We start from the raw sequence: 16,495 nt of genomic DNA, 5'->3' as shown, positions 1-16,495 counted from the left end.
TGAGTTCCACAACTGAGCGACGATTCGCCGAATCTCGAAGTATTCGTGCTGGTCATAGGTTCGGGAGGAGTGTTTGTGGGACACTAACGGTCTGTCTACGATGGGTTCATGTCGCCTCGCTTGCGGAAAGTTACTACCGGATCAGGAGCCACGGCCGTCCAGATTGTGCGCAAGGTCCGCGGCAAAGTCACCGTCCTCGAACACCTGGGCTCTGCTCACACACCGGCAGAACTGACCGCGTTGCTCACCGCTGGAGAAGACAAACTCGCGTCCTACGGGGCGGCCGAGCAACTCGAACTCGAGCTGGGACTGCCCGCTGACCCCGACGTCACACCGCATACCAAAACCGTCGTAGGTTCACGCTCTGCTGTGCTCGTCGATGCGATCACCGAGTCCTGGAACCGGCTGGGCTTCAGTGAGGTCGTCGATGACCAAGCCTTCTTCCACCTCGTGTTAGCTCGCTTGATCGAACCGACGTCGAAGGCCGACAGCATTCGTGTCCTTGCCGAGCTCGGCATCAATCCGCCCCACCACAATACGTTCCTCAATTGCCTCGCCCGGGCAAGGGACCGTGACTACCGGTCACAGATCGCTGGGAAATGCTTCGACCACAGTGTGTCCACGTCGGGAATCAGCCTTCTTCTGTATGACGTCACGACCTTGTATTTCGAAGCTGAGAAGGAAGACGACCTGCGGAAAGTTGGATACTCGAAGGAACGTCGTGTTGACCCGCAGATCGTTGTTGGTCTCCTCGTCGACCGGACCGGGTTCCCACTCGAGATCGGCTGCTACGAAGGATCCAAAGCAGAGACTCACACGATCATCCCTGTCATCAAGGCCTTCCAAGACCGGCACGGTGTCACCGACATGGTCGTCGCCGCTGATGCCGGCATGCTCTCAGCCAAGAACCTTACTGAACTGGATCAGGCTGGACTACGGTTCATCGTCGGATCCCGGCAAACGAAGGCCCCGCATGATCTGGCGACGCACTTTCAGTGGAACGGGGACTGGGCCGCTGATGGGCAGGTCATCGACACGATCACCCCGAAAGGGACCAAACGCCTCGACCCTGACCGAGTGAAGAAGAAGCGAGAACCAGTCTGGTCGGCTGAGGAGTTTCCGGATGCGTGGCGAGTGGTCTGGCAGTACCGGCGGAAGCGGGCGATGCGTGATGAGCAGACACTGAATCTGCAGAGGAACAGGGCATTGGCGATCATCGAGGGCGAGAAGCCCGCGAAGAAGGCCCGATTCGTCAAGGTCACCGATGAGGATAAGGAATTCGACGAGTCCTCGTACAAGCGAGCGATGAAGCTTTCAGGCTATAAGGGTTACGTCAGCAATATCCCGGCTGACATTATGTCCGCAGCCGAGGTGATCAGTAGTTATCACGACCTCTGGCATGTCGAGCAGTCGTTTCGGATGTCGAAGACCGACCTACGTGCCCGACCAATATTTCACCGAACCAGGGACGCGATCGAAGCGCACCTGACTATCGTGTTCACGGCGTTGGCCCTTGCCCGTTTCATGCAGGATGCGACTGGAGCGTCGTTGAAGAAGATCGTGACGACTCTTCGGCCGTTGCGAGAGTTCACTGGGCGTGTGGGCGGGCAGGAAATCACGTTCGATCCCGAGGTGACCGGGCTGGCTAGAGACATCGCTGCGGCGCTACTGCCGGGACGTTTTCCGGGGCACTAAAGTTGTGGAACTCAGGGGCGAAGCTGGTGCTCGACCCCGCCTCCGATCGCGGCGACCTCACTCTCGGCTATCTCAGCCTTGTCGATGCGCGAACTTTTCAGCCCTGTGCGTCCGACTTCCGTGGGCAGGCCCTGCTGCTCGTGTCGGCGACGGTCGGGGGAACGCATCTCATCGACAATGTGCCACTCGAATTCGTTAGTTCTCCATGAATTCGCGTGTGCTTCACCTTTTGGAGGATTCATGGATTCTCTTTGCGGCATGCCGCAAATTCTCTGTTTCGGAATGGGAGATTTCGATTATGTCATCGCTTCGATGCCGAATTGTGATCTGAATATATAAGTATTGTTAAGGTGCTGAAATACCCATCTGGACGAGCTTGCGCGACTTTATCGATCGCGTCATTATTCGACTTTAAGCAGTCATCTGCCCTTGTTCTGAGTGTCTTATGTGAATAGACTCCACATCAGCAACAGCGAAAATAAGGGTGTTCATTCGCGACGAATTCGAGTGTTCATTCGCCTCAGCCGAAGGAGATGACGGAAATGCAAATGTCGGACTTGTGGTCAGTTCTTGCAAAAGTGGGACTGGCGATACTCATTCTTATCGTTACATGGATAATTGCATCGATCGTCAAATGGGCGATCGGAAAACTGGTGGCGAAGATCCCGGCATTGCAGCGTGACGGCAATGACGGGCAGCAGATCGGAAAATCGATCGGGCAGATCGGCAGCCTGATCATCTGGCTGCTCGGCCTCATCGCCGTTCTGCAGCTGTTCAACCTCAACCAGGTGCTCACACCGCTGCAGGGCCTGCTCGACGGAATCTTCGGCTTCCTGCCGAACATCATCGGTGCCGGGGTCATCTTCTTCATCGGCTTCGTCTTTGCCAAGATCGCCAAGCAGCTGGTCCAGACTGCGCTCAACGCCGTCGACCTCACGAAGCTGACATCGAAGTTCAGCTCGCTGGGAGATCGCGCCACAGGTGCGGTCGGCGCATCGACGGGAGCCGAACCGCAGCACAACAACATCAATGCTCAGCAGGCCGCCTACGACCAGCCTCATCAGGATCAGCCCGGTCACCCGGGTCAGCTGGGTCAGCCCGGTCACCTGGGTCAGCCCCAGCAGGGTGCCGGGAACCCGAACGCTGAGGCGAATGCCAAGATCTCGTCGCTCGCGGGCAACCTCGTCTTCGGAATCATCATCATCGTGGTGTCGATTTCGGCACTCCAGGTCCTGGGCATCGCGGCCATCTCGCAGCCGGCACAGCAGATGTTGGAGCTCTTCCTCAACGCTATTCCTGCCATCATCGCGGCCGGCATCCTGCTGGCCATCGGTGGAGTCATTGCGAAGTTCCTCGGCAACCTGCTTGAAGAGCTCTTGCGTGGAGTCGGCACAGATCGCGCTGTCAGCTCGATCGGAATCGCTCCCGAGGGCACCAGTGCCTCGAGCGTGATCACCAAGATCGTCCAGGTAGCGATCATGATCTTCTTTGCGATCATGGCGACTCGGATGCTCGGGTTCCCCGAGATCACGAACATCCTCAACGAGATCCTCGACCTCGGCGGCAGCGTCCTCTTCGGCGCTGCGATTATCGCTGCAGGCTTCTTGGTTGCGGGCCTGATCGGGAAGTTCATCACGAACTCTCTTGCGAGCAAAGTTCTGCGTTACTCGGCCATCGCACTCTTCATCGCGATGGGGCTGCGTTACATGGGACTGGCCGATTCGATCATCAACCTGGCCTTCGGCGCTGTGGTCATCGGCGGTGCGGCCGCTGCTGCACTCGCCTTCGGTTTGGGCGGTCGCGATGCCGCGGCGAAGATGCTCGATAAGGTCGATGTCGAAGCCGCTGTCGACAATGACGGTGGAGCCGATCGCCATTCCGGCGGCGCCAAAACCGCTGGCAGTGGAAACAGCGGAATCGGAACCGGCGGAGTCGGCGGCACCGGACACGGTGGAGCCGGAACCGCAGGACACGGTTCGGCAGGAACTGTCGGGCACGGCGGAGCCAGCGCCGGGGACGACGGTCCGATCGGTGGTCCCGGTGGCAGCGGTCCCGTACCGCCTGCCAGCTGACCAGGCGACATGACGAAGGTGCGGGCCGGGGACTATCCCCGGCCCGCACCTTCGTCGGCTTCAGGTTCGCCTGCAAGACGTTCGCCTGCGTTGCGCCTGCCTCGGCGTCGGTTGGTGCTACACCGGGATGGCGATGACGGCGATGCCCATGACTACGAGGACAGCGGCGGAGACCGCTTCGATGTAGAAGTCGGTGCTCCTCCTCTGGAGGGCGGCCGCTGCCATGCCGGCGATGAAAGCGAGAAGAATCTGGTAGGCCAGCATCAGACCGATCACGACCGTGATGAGCAGCAGGTAGTCGACGCCGGCGGCGGAGGACGGCACCAGGGTTGGCATGACGGCGAGGAAGAACAGTCCCGCCTTCGGGTTGCTCAACGAAGAGAACAGGCCCCGACGATACGAGATGACCGACCGCAGCTGTCCCCACGACTTCTTCCCACCGGGTTCAGCGATCGCGTCAGTATGGGAGTCGGCACCCACCTCGGCACCGACCTTGGCACTCACCTCGGCACCCACCTCGGTGGTTTCATACTCGCCGAGATCATCGGTGGCCGCCACGATCTCGCTGACCTGTCCGCGCGGGGGTGTTCCACGCAGTTCGGTACGGATCCGCAGGGCCTGCCGGGCAGCCAGCACGCCGAGCAGGCACAGGTAGAGCCCGCCGACGACTTTGAGGATCAGCAGGGCAGAGGGGAAGGTTGTGAGCAGCGCGGAGATTCCGGTCAGCGCCGCGATCATCCAGACCGTCATGCCGGTCGCGGAACCGAGCGAATAGATCAGCCCGGCCTTGCGGCGCAGGGCTGAGAGACGAACGGTGAGGATCGTCTCGGGGCCGGGGGTCACGGCAAGGACGGTCGCAGCTCCGGCGATGGTGATGAGCTCGGCTCCGGTCATGGTGCTCCTTCAAGGACAGCGACCAGGCAGGTGACCTGGTCGGAGTGGCAAATGCGACGCTGCACGATGACGGCCCGAGATGCTGCGCACGAATCGCTGTGACCCGGACGCGAAGGGCTCTTCCCCAAGTCTGCCGCAGGTCACCCCGCGAAAACAGATTGGGAAAAGCAACCATTTGCTAACAACCATTCGGCATGACCGAACGATCATCGACTAGTCTGAGGGCATGTGGGATCTCAACCGACTGCGCATCTGGCGGGCCGTCGTCGCCACAGGCTCCGTCGTCGACGCCGCGAGGAGCCTCAACTACACATCGGCCACGGTCAGCCAGCACATCACCACCCTGCAAAAGGCCGTCGGAGTCCCCCTCTATCGCAGGTCTGGACGCGGCATCGAGATCACGGATCTGGGCAAACGACTGGCCGAGGAATCCGCGGACGTCTTCACAGGTCTGAACAAGCTCGACACCGTGGTTGAGAGCTTCCGCACCGTGAATCGGCCCCGTATGCGCATCGCAGCCTTCACCTCCTTCAACGCCGGGCTGCTGCCAGGGATCATCGAACCGGTCGCACTCGAACATCCGGACATGCGCTTCGACATCCAACTCAATGAACCGGCCAAGGTTCGCCGCAGCCACTGCACGATCGAGATCCGCAGCGAAGTTCCACAGGATGACGAGGTCCACCTGCCCGGAATGATGCGCACAGTCCTCTTCGACGACGACTACCGGGTCGTTGTCTCGGACAGGCACCGGTTCGCGAGTCTCGAATCCGTCCCGTTCAAAGACCTCGAAGACCAACGGTGGGTCGACTACGACCTGTGGGCCGGTCCGACGAGCAAGGTCGTCGACCTCGCCTGCGCCGCGGCCGGATTTGAGCCCCGGACCTTCGCCGCTTCGGAAGACGAGTTCGCCGCGCTGGCCCTCGTCGCTTCGAACCTGGCCATCACCGTTCTGCCGCGCCTGTCCTCTGCCCAGCTGCGACCTGGTCTGAGAGCAGTCGGCCTCACCGATCCCACACCCGTGCGCCGCGTCGTCATGCACGTGCGTGAACGCGAAGCGCACCTGCCGCACGTGCGATCCTTCGTCACCGCCACCGAGGCGGTTGTGGCCGACTACCTGGCCCGCTGAGAGGCCGTACTGAGCAGGGAGCCGTACTGGCCAGGGAGCCGTACCGCCCAGGCAGCCGTACTGACCAAGGAGCCGTACTGCCCAGGGAGACGCACCGTTCCTCATAGTGAGCTGAGTCTTCGGCGTCAGGGCGGTGGGATAGGCTGTTCGGGTGAGTTCTGAAATCGAAATCGGCAAAGGCAAGCGCGGTCGTCGCGGCTATTCACTCGACGATATCGCCGTCATCCCTGCTCGGCGCACCAGAGATCCCGAGGACGTATCGCTGGACTGGCAGATCGATGCCTACAAGTTCGACCTCCCATTCATCGGTGCCCCCATGGACTCCGCTATGTCCCCGGAGACCGTGATCGCTCTGGGCAAGCACGGTGGCCTGGGCGTTCTCGACCTCGAAGGTCTGTGGACCCGCTATGAGGATCCCGCTCCGCTGCTGGCCGAAATCGCCCAGCTGCCGGCCGAGATGGCGACCGCACGGATGCAGGAGCTCTACTCCGCACCCATCCAGGCAGAACTCATCACCTCTCGACTCGAACAGATCCGCGAAGCAGGAGTCACCGTCGCCGGTGCCCTGACACCGCAGCGGACTCAGCAGTTCTACAAGACCGTCATCGATGCCGGTGTCGACATCTTCGTCATCCGCGGCACCACGGTCTCTGCCGAGCACGTGTCCTCGCAGTCCGAGCCGCTCAACCTCAAACAGTTCATCTACGAACTCGACGTGCCAGTCATCGTCGGGGGTGCCGCAACCTACACGGCGGCACTGCATCTTATGCGCACCGGTGCCGCCGGTGTCCTCGTCGGCTTCGGCGGAGGAGCGGCGGCGACGACACGCAAGACCCTCGGCCTCCACGCGCCGATGGCCACCGCGATCGCCGATATCCACGCCGCTCGGCGTGACTACATGGATGAATCCGGTGGTCGCTACGTCCACGTCATTGCCGATGGCGGACTGGGAACCAGCGGTGAGATCGTCAAGGCCTTCGGCGTGGGGGCCGACGCTGTCATGCTCGGCACCGCGCTGGCCCGGTCGACCGAGGCCCCGGGCCGCGGAATGCATTGGGGCGCCGAGGCGCATCACCCTGAACTTCCCCGGGGGCACCGCGTGGAGCTGGGAACCGTGGGCAGTCTTGAACAGGTTCTGTTCGGACCCGGCCGCACCGCCATCGGCGAACTCAACCTCGCCGGCGCCCTGCGCCGTGCTCTCGCGACCACAGGCTATGTCGATCTGAAGGAATTCCAGCGCGTGGATGTCACCGTCTCGCCCTATCAGCCTGGATCGGTGGTTTGATCTGTTCCGCCTAGCGCTGACCCCCAAATGGTTGGGGTCCCTTCTCATCGTGCTCATCCTGGTCTCCTGCTTCGTCGGACTCTCCGCATGGCAGGTCGACCGGGCTCAGTACAAGAACGATGCCGTCGATTCGGCGAATGTCGAGGAGATCGTGCCGTTCAATGACGTCATGGAGGCCCAGGCCCCGATGCCGGGTATCCTGGCCGATCAGCGTGTGAGTCTGTCCGGACACTGGCTCCCGGACGATCAGGTCGTCGTCCCCGGGCGCGTCCTCGATGGGGACAATGGCTTCTGGGTTGTGACGATGTTCGCACCCGATGATGCCCGCCTCGGCGATTCGGCCAGCGCCGATGCTTCTGACAAGACCATTGCGATTCCGGTTCTGCGCGGTTTCACCACCGATGAGGAAGCCGCCATGGAGTCCCGTGCGGCAGAGGGCACAGTCGAGATGAAGGCACAGATCGGCCCCGTTGAGGGTCCGATGCCCGGCAACTCGCTGCCCGAGGGTCAGGTGCGCAGCGTCTCGACGTCACAGCTGATCAACCTGTTCCCCGACCTTCTGACCTATTCGGGCTTCCTCATCCCCGAAGAGGCCACCGGGGACGCCGCTTCCATCGCGACCGACGGATTGTCCTTCGTGCCGCCGACGACGACGCGGGAGGAGGGCGGATTCGATCTGCAGTCCGCTGGCTACGCGATCGAATGGCTCATCTTCGCAGTCATGGCCCTGTATATGTGGTGGCAGCTTCTGCGCGATGACTTCGTGCGACGTCGGCTCGGCAGCGACCCTGATTCTCAGGATCCGACAAACCGAGTCGAGTATGTTGTCGTCAAGTCCGCAGGCCAGGCCTCGATCGATCCCGAGGTGATGTCGGGACTGACCGGGCTTCCCGCCCACAGACATGGAGCGAAGAAGCCTCGCCGTCGCGGCAGAACCGCAGCAGGCGGCAGCGACGGCTCGACCGACGACGACTCGACCGACACCAATGCCAATTCGACCAACACCACCCCGACCGGAGGAAACTGAGCGTGAGCGAAGAACCCGAGTACCTGGATTCCCGCCCCGACTTCGATGACGGCGATGTGTGGAGTGTCAAGCGCTTCACCTCGGCCCGCAACGCCCTGAAGTTCTATCGCGTGATGGCCATCATCACGGGAACGATGCTCCTCATCCTCACCGTCGAGATGATCTACAAGTACCTCATCGCCGCTGATTCGGCGACGGCGCTGAACTTCGGCGGCTTCAACCTGGCCGCCGCGATCGCGATCTGCCACGGCTGGTGCTACGTCGTCTACCTCGTCGGCTGCTTCTGGCTCAACCAGCAGATGCGTTGGACGCTGGGCCGCTACATCGTCTTGGCCCTGGCCGGCGTGGTTCCGGTGATGTCGTTCATCCTCGAACGCAGAATCAACCGCCAGGTCGAAGCCGAGCTGGCAGCGGCCGTGGTGGTCGCTCCCAAGAGCTGAGGCCAGTAGTTGGGCACTGGGTGCCCGGTGTTTAGAATTGGGTCATGACGCAAACCCAGAGCACACAGGTGCCTCCTGTCCTCGTGGTCGATTTCGGTGCGCAGTACGCGCAGCTCATCGCCCGACGGATCCGCGAGGCCGGACTGTATTCCGAGATCATCGCCCATGACGCACCGGCCGCGGAGTTCGCGGCCAAGAATCCGATTGCCATCGTGCTCTCGGGCGGACCTTCGAGCGTCAACGACGAGGGCGCCCCCGGATTCGACACCGCCGTCTTCGATCTCGGCGTGCCCACCATGGGCATCTGCTACGGCTTCCAGCTGATGTCGACCACCCTTGGCGGACGGGTCGCCAAGACCGATAAGCGCGAGTACGGTTCGACCCCGGTGACGGTCTCCAGCACCGGTTCGCTGCTGGCCCAGACCCCGAACAGCTACAAGGTCTGGATGTCTCACGGAGATTCCGTCGCCGAGGCGCCCGCTGATTTCGATGTGCTCGCATCGACCCCGGACACCCCGGTTGCCGCCTTCGAGTGTGCGGCACGCAAGTTCGCCGGTGTGCAGTGGCACCCCGAGGTCCTCCACTCCGAGTACGGACAGCAGATCCTCGAGAACTTCCTGTTCGATGTCGCCGGACTCACCGCCGATTGGACCAATGCTTCGGTCATCGACGAGCAGATCGAACTGATCCGGCAGCGCGCCGGTTCGAAGAAGGTCATCTGCGCCCTCTCAGGTGGAGTCGACTCCTCCGTGGCGGCAGCACTGGTGCACGAGGCCATCGGCGACCAGCTCACCTGCGTCTTCGTCGACCACGGTCTCCTGCGTGAGAACGAACGCGAACAGGTTGAGAACGACTACGTGAACTCGATCGGCGTCCGTCTGGTCACCATCGACGCGCGTGAGCAGTTCCTCTCCGAACTCGCCGGCGTCACCGATCCGGAGACCAAGCGCAAGATCATCGGTCGCGAGTTCATCCGCACATTTGAGCAGGCCGCAGCCGACCTCGTCCTCGAGGCCAAGGACGAAGGCGAAGAGATCGGCTTCCTCGTCCAGGGCACGCTCTACCCCGACGTCGTCGAATCCGGTGGCGGATCCGGGACTGCGAACATCAAGAGCCATCACAATGTGGGCGGGCTGCCCGATGACATCACCTTCGAACTCATCGAACCCCTGCGCGCCCTGTTCAAGGACGAGGTCCGCGCCATCGGCCGTGAGCTCGGAGTCCCGGATGCCATCGTTTCCCGCCAGCCGTTCCCCGGCCCCGGACTGGGTATCCGCATCATCGGCGAGGTCACGGAGGACCGCCTGGCGATCCTGCGCCGTGCCGATGCCATCGCCCGCGAAGAACTGACCAAGGCCGGCCTCGACGGAGAGATCTGGCAGTGCCCGGTCGTCCTCCTCGCCGACGTCCGCTCCGTGGGAGTCCAGGGCGACGGACGTACCTATGGCCACCCGGTCGTGCTGCGCCCGGTCTCCAGCGAAGACGCGATGACCGCGGACTGGACACGGGTTCCCTACGACGTCCTGTCGGTCATCTCCAACCGCATCACGAACGAGGTCGACGACATCAACAGGGTCGTCCTCGACGTCACCTCCAAGCCTCCGGGCACCATCGAGTGGGAATGATTCTGTTCCCCGACTACAACTCCTGAACAGTGTTCAGTTAAGGTAGGTGGTGCCCGAATAACTCTCGGGTGCCACCTCACCATCGGAGAACTCATGTCACAATCGCACACCGGCAGCACCACCTCGGCGAGGGGATCGCGGAGGAATTCAGCTGGCAGAGCCGGCGATATCGCGTTGATCGCGGTCTTCGCCGCTCTGCTGGCAGCGTTCGCAATCATGCCCCCGGTGCCGGTGGGCCCGGCCGGTGTGCCGATCACCCTGCAGACCTTCGCCATCGCACTCTGCGGCCTGGTGCTGGGACCGTGGCGCGGTGGAGCGGCCGTCTTGCTCTACGTCGTCCTCGGCCTGCTCGGTCTGCCGATCTTCTCCGGCATGAGCGGCGGCATCGGCGTGCTCGCCGGTCCCAGCGCCGGCTACATCACCTCGTTCACGCTCTACGCCCTGGCCACAGGCTTCGTCGCCCGCTGGGCCATTCGTCGCTTCCGCGGAACGAAGCTGTGGGTCGCGCTGTTCCTCGGGGCACTCGGCTCGAGCCTGCTGCTCAATCATCCACTCGGAATCCTCGGGATGTCGATCAACGCCGACCTGCCCCTGGGCGTGGCCGCCGTCGCCGACCTTGCGTACTGGCCCGGCGACATCATCAAAAACGTCCTCGCCGTGTCCGTCGCGATCCTCATCCACCGGGCATTCCCTGATGTCCTCCGCCGCCGAGGTGGCCCGACGCCGGTGTCGAACGCGCGGACTGCAGGTGCTGGCTCTGCGGGCGCTGGCTCTGCGAGTGCTGGCTCTGCGAGTGCTGGCGCCGAAGGAACCGGCGTTGAGGGCACAGCCGAAGGCACTGCGGCACAGTGATCTTCGGCCGCAGACAAGATCCCGATTTCGCAGGACCGGCGACGGAGCAGATCTCGTTCTCCGAGGTCTCGGTCGGAGTTCTCGACGACACTCCGACCGGCGATGTCTACCGCCCGATACTCACCGAGGTCAACGTCACTCTGGACGAACCGACGGTCGCGATCATCGGCGCGAATGGGTCCGGGAAGTCCACGCTGCTGCAGCTGTTCAACGGGCTGGTCACGGCCAACTCCGGCCGAGTTCTCATCGACGGACTCGATCCGGTTGAGGAGGCGAAGCAGGTCCGCTCGCGGGTGGGCTTCGTCTTCACCGACCCTGCCGCGCAGCTGGTCATGCCGACTCCGCTCGAGGACATCGAACTCTCCCTGCGCAAACGCGTCCCGAAGGCGGAGCGCCGCGCTGCTGCCCTGACCGTACTCGAGGAACTGGGCATCGCTGATCTGGCTGAACGCAGTGTTTACGAGCTCTCCGGCGGACAGCGGCAACTCGTGGCTCTGGCCGCCGTTCTGGCTGTCGACCCGCAGATCCTGGTCCTCGACGAACCGACCACGCTGCTGGACCTGCGGAATAAGGAGAAGCTGCGGAAACTCCTCGCAGACCTTGTTGCCCGCCGAGGCGTGCGCGTGATCTTCTCGACCCACGATCTCGACTTCGCCGGGCTGGCCGACCGTGCCCTGGTCGTGGATTCTGGCCGCATCGTCCACGACTCGAACCCCGCCGAAGCGACCCGAATGTACCGTGAGCTGATCATGAGTGACTCCTCATGAGCAGCCGGTTCCGGGCGGGCAGCCGGTCCCGTGCCGGCATTCGGCCAAGACCGCAGCTGTTCGGGAAGGTTGCGCACACTCCCGGTTGGCTGCACAGAACAGCTCCAGGGATGAAGCTTGCTGTCATCGCCCTGATCGGAGTCGTGGCACTGATCTTCCGCGACCCCATCATCAACTGGTCGATGTTCGCCATCCTCGTGATCCTCGGCTTCACTGCCAGGCTGAGACCGCACCACTTCCTCAAGACGTGGATCTATGCGGCAGTGCTGATCATCATCGTGGTGGCCATGCAGTACTTCTTCGGATCGCTGCGCGCCGGTCTCACAGTCGGCGGCACCGTCTTCGCCTGTGTGCAGGCCGCGCTGCTGCTGACATTGACCACAACCGTGGCGCAGCTGCTCGACACCTTCACTGTGATCGTCTCACCGCTGCGATTCCTCGGCGCCAGTCCTGACACGATCGCCCTGACCGCAAGCCTCATGGTCCGCGCCATCTCCCATATCTCCGGACTGCTGGGGGAGGCTGACCGTGCTGCCCGAGCCCGCGGCCTCGACTCCAGCATCAAGGCCAGAGTGGTCCCCGCAATCCTCCGCTCGGTGAAGTACGCCCAGGACACAGGCCGGGCACTCGACGCTCGAGGGATCGTCGACTGAACTCCACCGGAGCGGGCGTTTGAAGGTCATCCGACGAACATCCTCGGACAGCTGACCTGACGAAGAGTATCCTCGGCGGAGGAAGGCAGTCGGTACGCATTTCGACTGCCGCGCAGATCCGCGAAGGAGACACAATATGGCTGCAAACCATCACACTGTCCTGCTTGCCATGGATTTCCAGAACGGCATCGCCGGTGATGAGGCCTTTGCCAAGACCGGGGTGCTCGAGCGTGCACGTGACGCCGTCTCGGCCGCACGGGAGAAGGGCATCCCTGTCGTCTGGGTGCGCGTGGCACTGCGGGAAGGGCACCCGGAACTCGCGGAAACCGCATCGTTCGCCCAGATCGCCGCCCACGGGGATCTCGACCAGACCCACGCTTCGACGAGCATCCACGACACTCTGGGCCGACACGAGGGCGAACCGATCGTGACCAAGCGCCGCATCAGCGCCTTTACCGGCAGCGATCTCGAAGTTCTGCTGCGCGGTTACGGTGCCGACACACTGATCCTCACTGGCGTCGCCACGAGCGGAGTCGTCCTCTCGACCATCCGGCAAGCCGCAGACCTCGACTTCCGCCTGACGGTGCTCTCCGACGCCTGTGCCGATCGGGATGAAGAGGTTCACCGAGTGCTCACCGAGAAGGTCTTTCCCAAACAGGCCACGGTACTCACCGTCGACGAATGGACTGCGCACTCCTGAAACCGGACTGCGCACACCTGAAGCGCTGTCCTGGGCCTGATCGCGAGCTTGCCGCCGGCACCCGCAGGTTGCCGTTATCACCGAGAGCACACCTTGGCATCGAGCGGTCACGTTATAGCGTGGGCTGTCGACGCAAAGGTGCGCGCTCGACGCTGATCAGTCTCAGAAGCTTGAGGAATCCTCGACATCGGCACCTGTCTGCACGGTGAAGCCGCGGCCCAGAACCTGTGGGTGCGGGTTCTCGATCGCCCGCGAATAGTGGCCGATGAGCTGTGAGCACACGCTCTTCCAGCTGCGGCTGAGCACCTGATGACGTCCGGCGACACCGAACGCCCGACGCTTCGCCTCATCGCCGAGGAGGTCCGTGACATGCCCGCGCATCGCGCTCAGATCCTTCGGGGTGTAGAGCCACCCGGTGTGAGAGGAGTCGACGAGATCGAGCGGGCCGCCTCGGGCGGGGGCGACGACGGGCACCTCGGAGGCCATGGCCTCCTGGATGGTCTGGCAGAAGGTCTCGAGCTCGCCGGGGGCGACCATGATATCGAAGCTCGCCACCGCCTGGGCCAAGGCATCGCCACCGAGGAAACCAGCGAAGTGCGCATTCGGCAGTGAGCGTTCGAGCCGAGCCCGCCACGGACCGTCGCCGACGATGACGAGCTTCGAGCCGGGCACATCGTCCAGAACGGCCAGATCCTCAACCTGCTTCTCGGCCGCGAGCCGACCGACGTAGCCGATGATCTTCTCACCATTGGGAGCTACGGACCGGCGCCAGGCCTCTGATCGGTGACTGGGGTCGAAGCGGGAGGAGTCGACCCCGCGTGCCCACAGATCCACCTCGGCGACTCCGAGTCCGGACAGCTGATCGAGGGTGTACGACGATGGGACCAGGGTCAGGGAGGCGTGCTGATGGATGTTGCGCACATGCGACCACAGCATGGCCTCGATACCGTGCATGCCGTACCGCGCGGCATATGCAGGCACCTCGGTCTGATAGATCGCCACCGTCGGCAGATCGAGGCTCTGAGCGGCCAGGACGCCGCGCCAGCCGAGCACGAAGGGGCTGGCCAGGTGGACGACATCGGGGTTGAAGTCCTCCAGCAGTCGTTTGATGCGGCTGACCCCGCCGGGAGCCACACGGACCCGACGATACTTCGGCAGGGCGATCGATGGAACACGGATGATGCGGGCACCGGCGACCTCCTTGGGTCCGTCGCGGCGGGTGCCCGGTGCGATGATGAGGACTTCGTCGCCGCGGTCGGCCAGATGGTCGAGGACGCGGAGGAGTGAGTGGGTGACCCCATTCATGTTGGGGAGGAAGGATTCTGCAATGATCGCTACTCTCACGGAACTCAGTTCACGCCCTCAGGGTGAAGGACGGGCGACATCGAGGCGTCCCTCCGGCGACGAAAGGCCGAAATCGCCGCGCACGGTCGGATCTGGAGTCGCGCACGGTCGGACCTGCCCGCGCGCACGATCGGATCTGCCGCCGCGCACGATCGGATCTGGAGTCGCTCACGATCAGAGGTGATGCAGAAACAGTGGGGCCTTCGGTGACCAGCCGGCGGCTGGTTCGCGACGGGTCTGAACCCCGCGTAAACTTAAGTGTCGGGAATGCGAATGAGAGGGGAGGCGAGATTGGTCTGGTTCATCGTCGGGGCATGTGTCCTCGCCCTCGTCGTCCTCGCATTGGCCTTCACCTTCTTGCGGTTCAATCAGCTGTCGATGGCCCGTTCACTCTGCGATGAGGCCAAACGCCAGCTGCTGGTCGAGCTCCGCGGTCGGCACGCCCTTGTGCCCGCCTACATCGGGACTCTGCAGCAGGTCACCACGCAAGATCTCAGCACTCTCGAACTTGCGCTCGCCTCGGCCGAGCGTGCACCGTTCGGCCCTCGCGGTGCGGCCGCGGAACGCGCGCTGACCCGAGCCGTCGACGATGCGGCACAGATTCCCAGCCAGATCAGCGACATGGCCAGCACCTCTGATTCGACCCTGGCGATGCAGACGAGCCCACGTGAGGAGCTCGACACCACGATCGTGCTTCTGCACGGCCAGCTGAACGTGCTGACCGAACGCATCCGGTCCGGGGCCCGCATCTACAACGCGAACGTCGATCTCTACCACCGTCAGCGCGAACGAGCAGTATCGCGGCTGTTTCAGAATGTGTTCAAGGCCCGCGAACCCTTCACCGAAGCCCAACCTCAGGGTCCCTCCACCGAGGCGGAGTCTGAGCAGTCGTTCACCGAGGCGGAGTCTGAAGAACAGTCTGGAGCCCAGGACCACACACGACCAGCCGGATCATGACGCGGTTCCGCATCGACCTCGGCTACCGCGGCACCGACTTCCACGGCTGGGCGAAGCAACCCGGCCTGCGTACCGTACAGGCATCACTTGAGGCTGGGCTGTCCCGGATCACCGGCGACGAGGTGGCCACCGTCGTTGCCGGGCGCACCGACGCGGGAGTCCACGCGAGACGGCAGACCGTCCACATCGACCTGCCCACAGCAGGTATCGAGAAGCTCATCGGCAAGGCCTCCCGGTCCGCCGAGGCGGCTCTGCTGTCGCGTCTGCGCGGAGTCCTCACGGTCGATGACACGGATGACATCATCATCCATGCCGCGTCCGAGGTCCCGGAGGACTTCGACGCCCGGTTCTCCGCACTGTGGCGGACCTACCAGTACAGACTCGCCGACCGCCGGTCCTTCATCGACCCGCTGCTGACCCCCGTGACGCTGCGGCACAAGGGTGAACTCGACGCAGAGGCGATGGCCGAGGCCGCACGAGAGGCCCAGGGCCTGCATGACTTCCTTCCCTTCTGCAAGCCACGGGCAGGAGCGACGACCATCCGCACCCTCCATGAGCTCGACGTCTCCCGGGACCAGGAGGCCGTGATCACGATCGATCTGCGCGCCGATGCGTTCTGCCACCACATGGTCCGTGCCCTGGTGGGCGGGCTGATTAAGGTCGGATCCGGTACTTGGCCGGTGACTCGGCCCGCGGAACTCCTCGCCGAGGCGGACGCCGGCATCGAACCCGATATGCCCATGTTCGTCACGCCCGCACACGGGCTCGTCCTCACCGGAGTGGGTTATCCCGAGGCCGAATTCTATGCCTCCCGGGCGGCCCAGACGATGGCGCGTCGCACTCAGGACTAGCCTCTCCTGCCCAGCTGTTGGCCCCTCATGCTCAGCTGTTAGCCCCTCATGCCCAGCATCTGATCAATGATGGCTGGGTGCCTTGTCGTCTTTTTGAGAGAATCCCTCTTCCCAGATGTGAGAATCCTGTGTACATTCACATGTAGGTAACTCCCCGTTCTCTTCGGCACTGCAGGATGAGTCTGCTCGATCCTCGCGAGGCAC

Annotated in this window: 16 protein-coding genes; 13 read left to right on the top strand and 3 right to left on the bottom strand. The window is 63.2% G+C overall.

From position 1 onward, the window contains the following. Window positions 1–108: 108 nt before the first annotated feature. Window positions 109–1,695: an IS1634 family transposase gene (locus PGC08_RS14880; protein WP_096168633.1), complete on the top strand. Its 1,587-nt coding sequence runs from the start codon at window positions 109–111 to the stop codon at window positions 1,693–1,695. 11 nt (window positions 1,696–1,706) lie between these two features. Here PGC08_RS14880 and PGC08_RS14875 read toward each other — a convergent pair whose 3' ends face one another. Continuing rightward, window positions 1,707–1,937 carry a hypothetical protein gene (locus tag PGC08_RS14875; RefSeq protein WP_271708780.1) on the bottom strand — a complete coding sequence of 77 codons (231 nt, stop codon included), beginning with the start codon at window positions 1,935–1,937 and terminating at the stop codon, window positions 1,707–1,709. Window positions 1,938–2,228: 291 nt separating this feature from the next. Here PGC08_RS14875 and PGC08_RS14870 point away from each other — a divergent pair, with 291 nt between their 5' ends. Beyond that, window positions 2,229–3,767 carry a mechanosensitive ion channel gene (locus tag PGC08_RS14870; RefSeq protein WP_333937522.1) on the top strand — a complete coding sequence of 513 codons (1,539 nt, stop codon included), beginning with the start codon at window positions 2,229–2,231 and terminating at the stop codon, window positions 3,765–3,767. A gap of 117 nt (window positions 3,768–3,884) precedes the next feature. On the opposite strand, the gene PGC08_RS14865 is transcribed toward PGC08_RS14870, so the two are convergent. After that, entirely contained in the window at window positions 3,885–4,661 is a 777-nt protein-coding gene (locus PGC08_RS14865) for a LysE family translocator (RefSeq protein WP_271708779.1), read from the bottom strand. Between the two features lie 226 nt (window positions 4,662–4,887). On the opposite strand from PGC08_RS14865, the gene PGC08_RS14860 reads away from it, so the two are divergent. The 9 genes from PGC08_RS14860 (at window position 4,888) to PGC08_RS14820 (ending at window position 13,139) form a co-directional block, all read left to right on the top strand. After that, window positions 4,888–5,790, top strand: coding sequence for a LysR family transcriptional regulator (locus PGC08_RS14860; RefSeq protein ID WP_271708778.1), 903 nt, complete (start codon window positions 4,888–4,890; stop codon window positions 5,788–5,790). 151 nt (window positions 5,791–5,941) lie between these two features. Continuing rightward, window positions 5,942–7,075, top strand: coding sequence for a GuaB3 family IMP dehydrogenase-related protein (locus PGC08_RS14855; protein WP_271708777.1), 1,134 nt, complete (start codon window positions 5,942–5,944; stop codon window positions 7,073–7,075). Next, a complete protein-coding gene (locus tag PGC08_RS14850; RefSeq protein ID WP_271708776.1) occupies window positions 7,035–8,102 on the top strand; it encodes an SURF1 family protein in 1,068 nt (355 codons plus the stop codon). The genes PGC08_RS14855 and PGC08_RS14850 overlap by 41 nt, the downstream gene beginning before the upstream one ends. Before the next feature lie 2 nt (window positions 8,103–8,104). After that, complete coding sequence (locus PGC08_RS14845; protein WP_271708775.1) at window positions 8,105–8,542, top strand: DUF3817 domain-containing protein; 438 nt, start codon at window positions 8,105–8,107, stop codon at window positions 8,540–8,542. Window positions 8,543–8,586: 44 nt separating this feature from the next. Next, complete coding sequence (guaA, locus tag PGC08_RS14840) at window positions 8,587–10,167, top strand: glutamine-hydrolyzing GMP synthase (protein WP_198396844.1); 1,581 nt, start codon at window positions 8,587–8,589, stop codon at window positions 10,165–10,167. 93 nt (window positions 10,168–10,260) lie between these two features. Further along, complete coding sequence (locus PGC08_RS14835) at window positions 10,261–11,019, top strand: biotin transporter BioY (protein ID WP_271708774.1); 759 nt, start codon at window positions 10,261–10,263, stop codon at window positions 11,017–11,019. Further along, window positions 11,016–11,786, top strand: a complete 771-nt coding sequence (locus PGC08_RS14830; RefSeq protein ID WP_271708773.1) for an energy-coupling factor ABC transporter ATP-binding protein — start codon at window positions 11,016–11,018, stop codon at window positions 11,784–11,786. Before PGC08_RS14835 ends, PGC08_RS14830 begins: the two co-directional genes overlap by 4 nt. A gap of 110 nt (window positions 11,787–11,896) precedes the next feature. Continuing rightward, the gene (locus tag PGC08_RS14825) at window positions 11,897–12,439 is read left to right on the top strand and encodes a CbiQ family ECF transporter T component (protein WP_442868137.1); all 543 of its coding nucleotides are present in this window, start codon (window positions 11,897–11,899) and stop codon (window positions 12,437–12,439) included. Between the two features lie 136 nt (window positions 12,440–12,575). Next, a complete protein-coding gene (locus PGC08_RS14820; RefSeq protein ID WP_271708771.1) occupies window positions 12,576–13,139 on the top strand; it encodes a cysteine hydrolase family protein in 564 nt (187 codons plus the stop codon). Between the two features lie 162 nt (window positions 13,140–13,301). Here PGC08_RS14820 and PGC08_RS14815 read toward each other — a convergent pair whose 3' ends face one another. Then, window positions 13,302–14,483, bottom strand: coding sequence for a glycosyltransferase family 4 protein (locus tag PGC08_RS14815; RefSeq protein ID WP_271708770.1), 1,182 nt, complete (start codon window positions 14,481–14,483; stop codon window positions 13,302–13,304). Between the two features lie 291 nt (window positions 14,484–14,774). On the opposite strand from PGC08_RS14815, the gene PGC08_RS14810 reads away from it, so the two are divergent. After that, window positions 14,775–15,440 carry a LemA family protein gene (locus PGC08_RS14810; protein WP_271708769.1) on the top strand — a complete coding sequence of 222 codons (666 nt, stop codon included), beginning with the start codon at window positions 14,775–14,777 and terminating at the stop codon, window positions 15,438–15,440. Beyond that, window positions 15,437–16,291 carry a tRNA pseudouridine(38-40) synthase TruA gene (truA, locus tag PGC08_RS14805; protein ID WP_271708768.1) on the top strand — a complete coding sequence of 285 codons (855 nt, stop codon included), beginning with the start codon at window positions 15,437–15,439 and terminating at the stop codon, window positions 16,289–16,291. Before PGC08_RS14810 ends, truA begins: the two co-directional genes overlap by 4 nt. Window positions 16,292–16,495: the final 204 nt, after the last annotated feature.

The sequence above is a fragment of the Brevibacterium sp. BDJS002 genome (assembly GCF_028201555.1).
Taxonomy (GTDB): Bacteria; Actinomycetota; Actinomycetes; order Actinomycetales; family Brevibacteriaceae; genus Brevibacterium; species Brevibacterium aurantiacum.
The sequence above is the reverse complement of the archived record's forward strand: the minus strand, read 5'-3'. Positions and strand labels throughout refer to the sequence as shown.

Excerpts from the sequence above, each read along its gene's own strand:
- PGC08_RS14880 (WP_096168633.1), top strand. The coding sequence starts at position 109 with ATGTCGCCTCGCTTGCGGAAAGTTACTACCGGATCAGGAGCCACGGCC.
- PGC08_RS14875 (WP_271708780.1), bottom strand. The coding sequence starts at position 1,937 with ATGAATCCTCCAAAAGGTGAAGCACACGCGAATTCATGGAGAACTAAC.
- PGC08_RS14870 (WP_333937522.1), top strand. The coding sequence starts at position 2,229 with ATGACGGAAATGCAAATGTCGGACTTGTGGTCAGTTCTTGCAAAAGTG.
- PGC08_RS14865 (WP_271708779.1), bottom strand. The coding sequence starts at position 4,661 with ATGACCGGAGCCGAGCTCATCACCATCGCCGGAGCTGCGACCGTCCTT.
- PGC08_RS14860 (WP_271708778.1), top strand. The coding sequence starts at position 4,888 with ATGTGGGATCTCAACCGACTGCGCATCTGGCGGGCCGTCGTCGCCACA.
- PGC08_RS14850 (WP_271708776.1), top strand. The coding sequence starts at position 7,035 with ATGTCACCGTCTCGCCCTATCAGCCTGGATCGGTGGTTTGATCTGTTC.
- guaA (WP_198396844.1), top strand. The coding sequence starts at position 8,587 with ATGACGCAAACCCAGAGCACACAGGTGCCTCCTGTCCTCGTGGTCGAT.
- PGC08_RS14835 (WP_271708774.1), top strand. The coding sequence starts at position 10,261 with ATGTCACAATCGCACACCGGCAGCACCACCTCGGCGAGGGGATCGCGG.
- PGC08_RS14825 (WP_442868137.1), top strand. The coding sequence starts at position 11,897 with ATGAAGCTTGCTGTCATCGCCCTGATCGGAGTCGTGGCACTGATCTTC.
- PGC08_RS14820 (WP_271708771.1), top strand. The coding sequence starts at position 12,576 with ATGGCTGCAAACCATCACACTGTCCTGCTTGCCATGGATTTCCAGAAC.
- truA (WP_271708768.1), top strand. The coding sequence starts at position 15,437 with ATGACGCGGTTCCGCATCGACCTCGGCTACCGCGGCACCGACTTCCAC.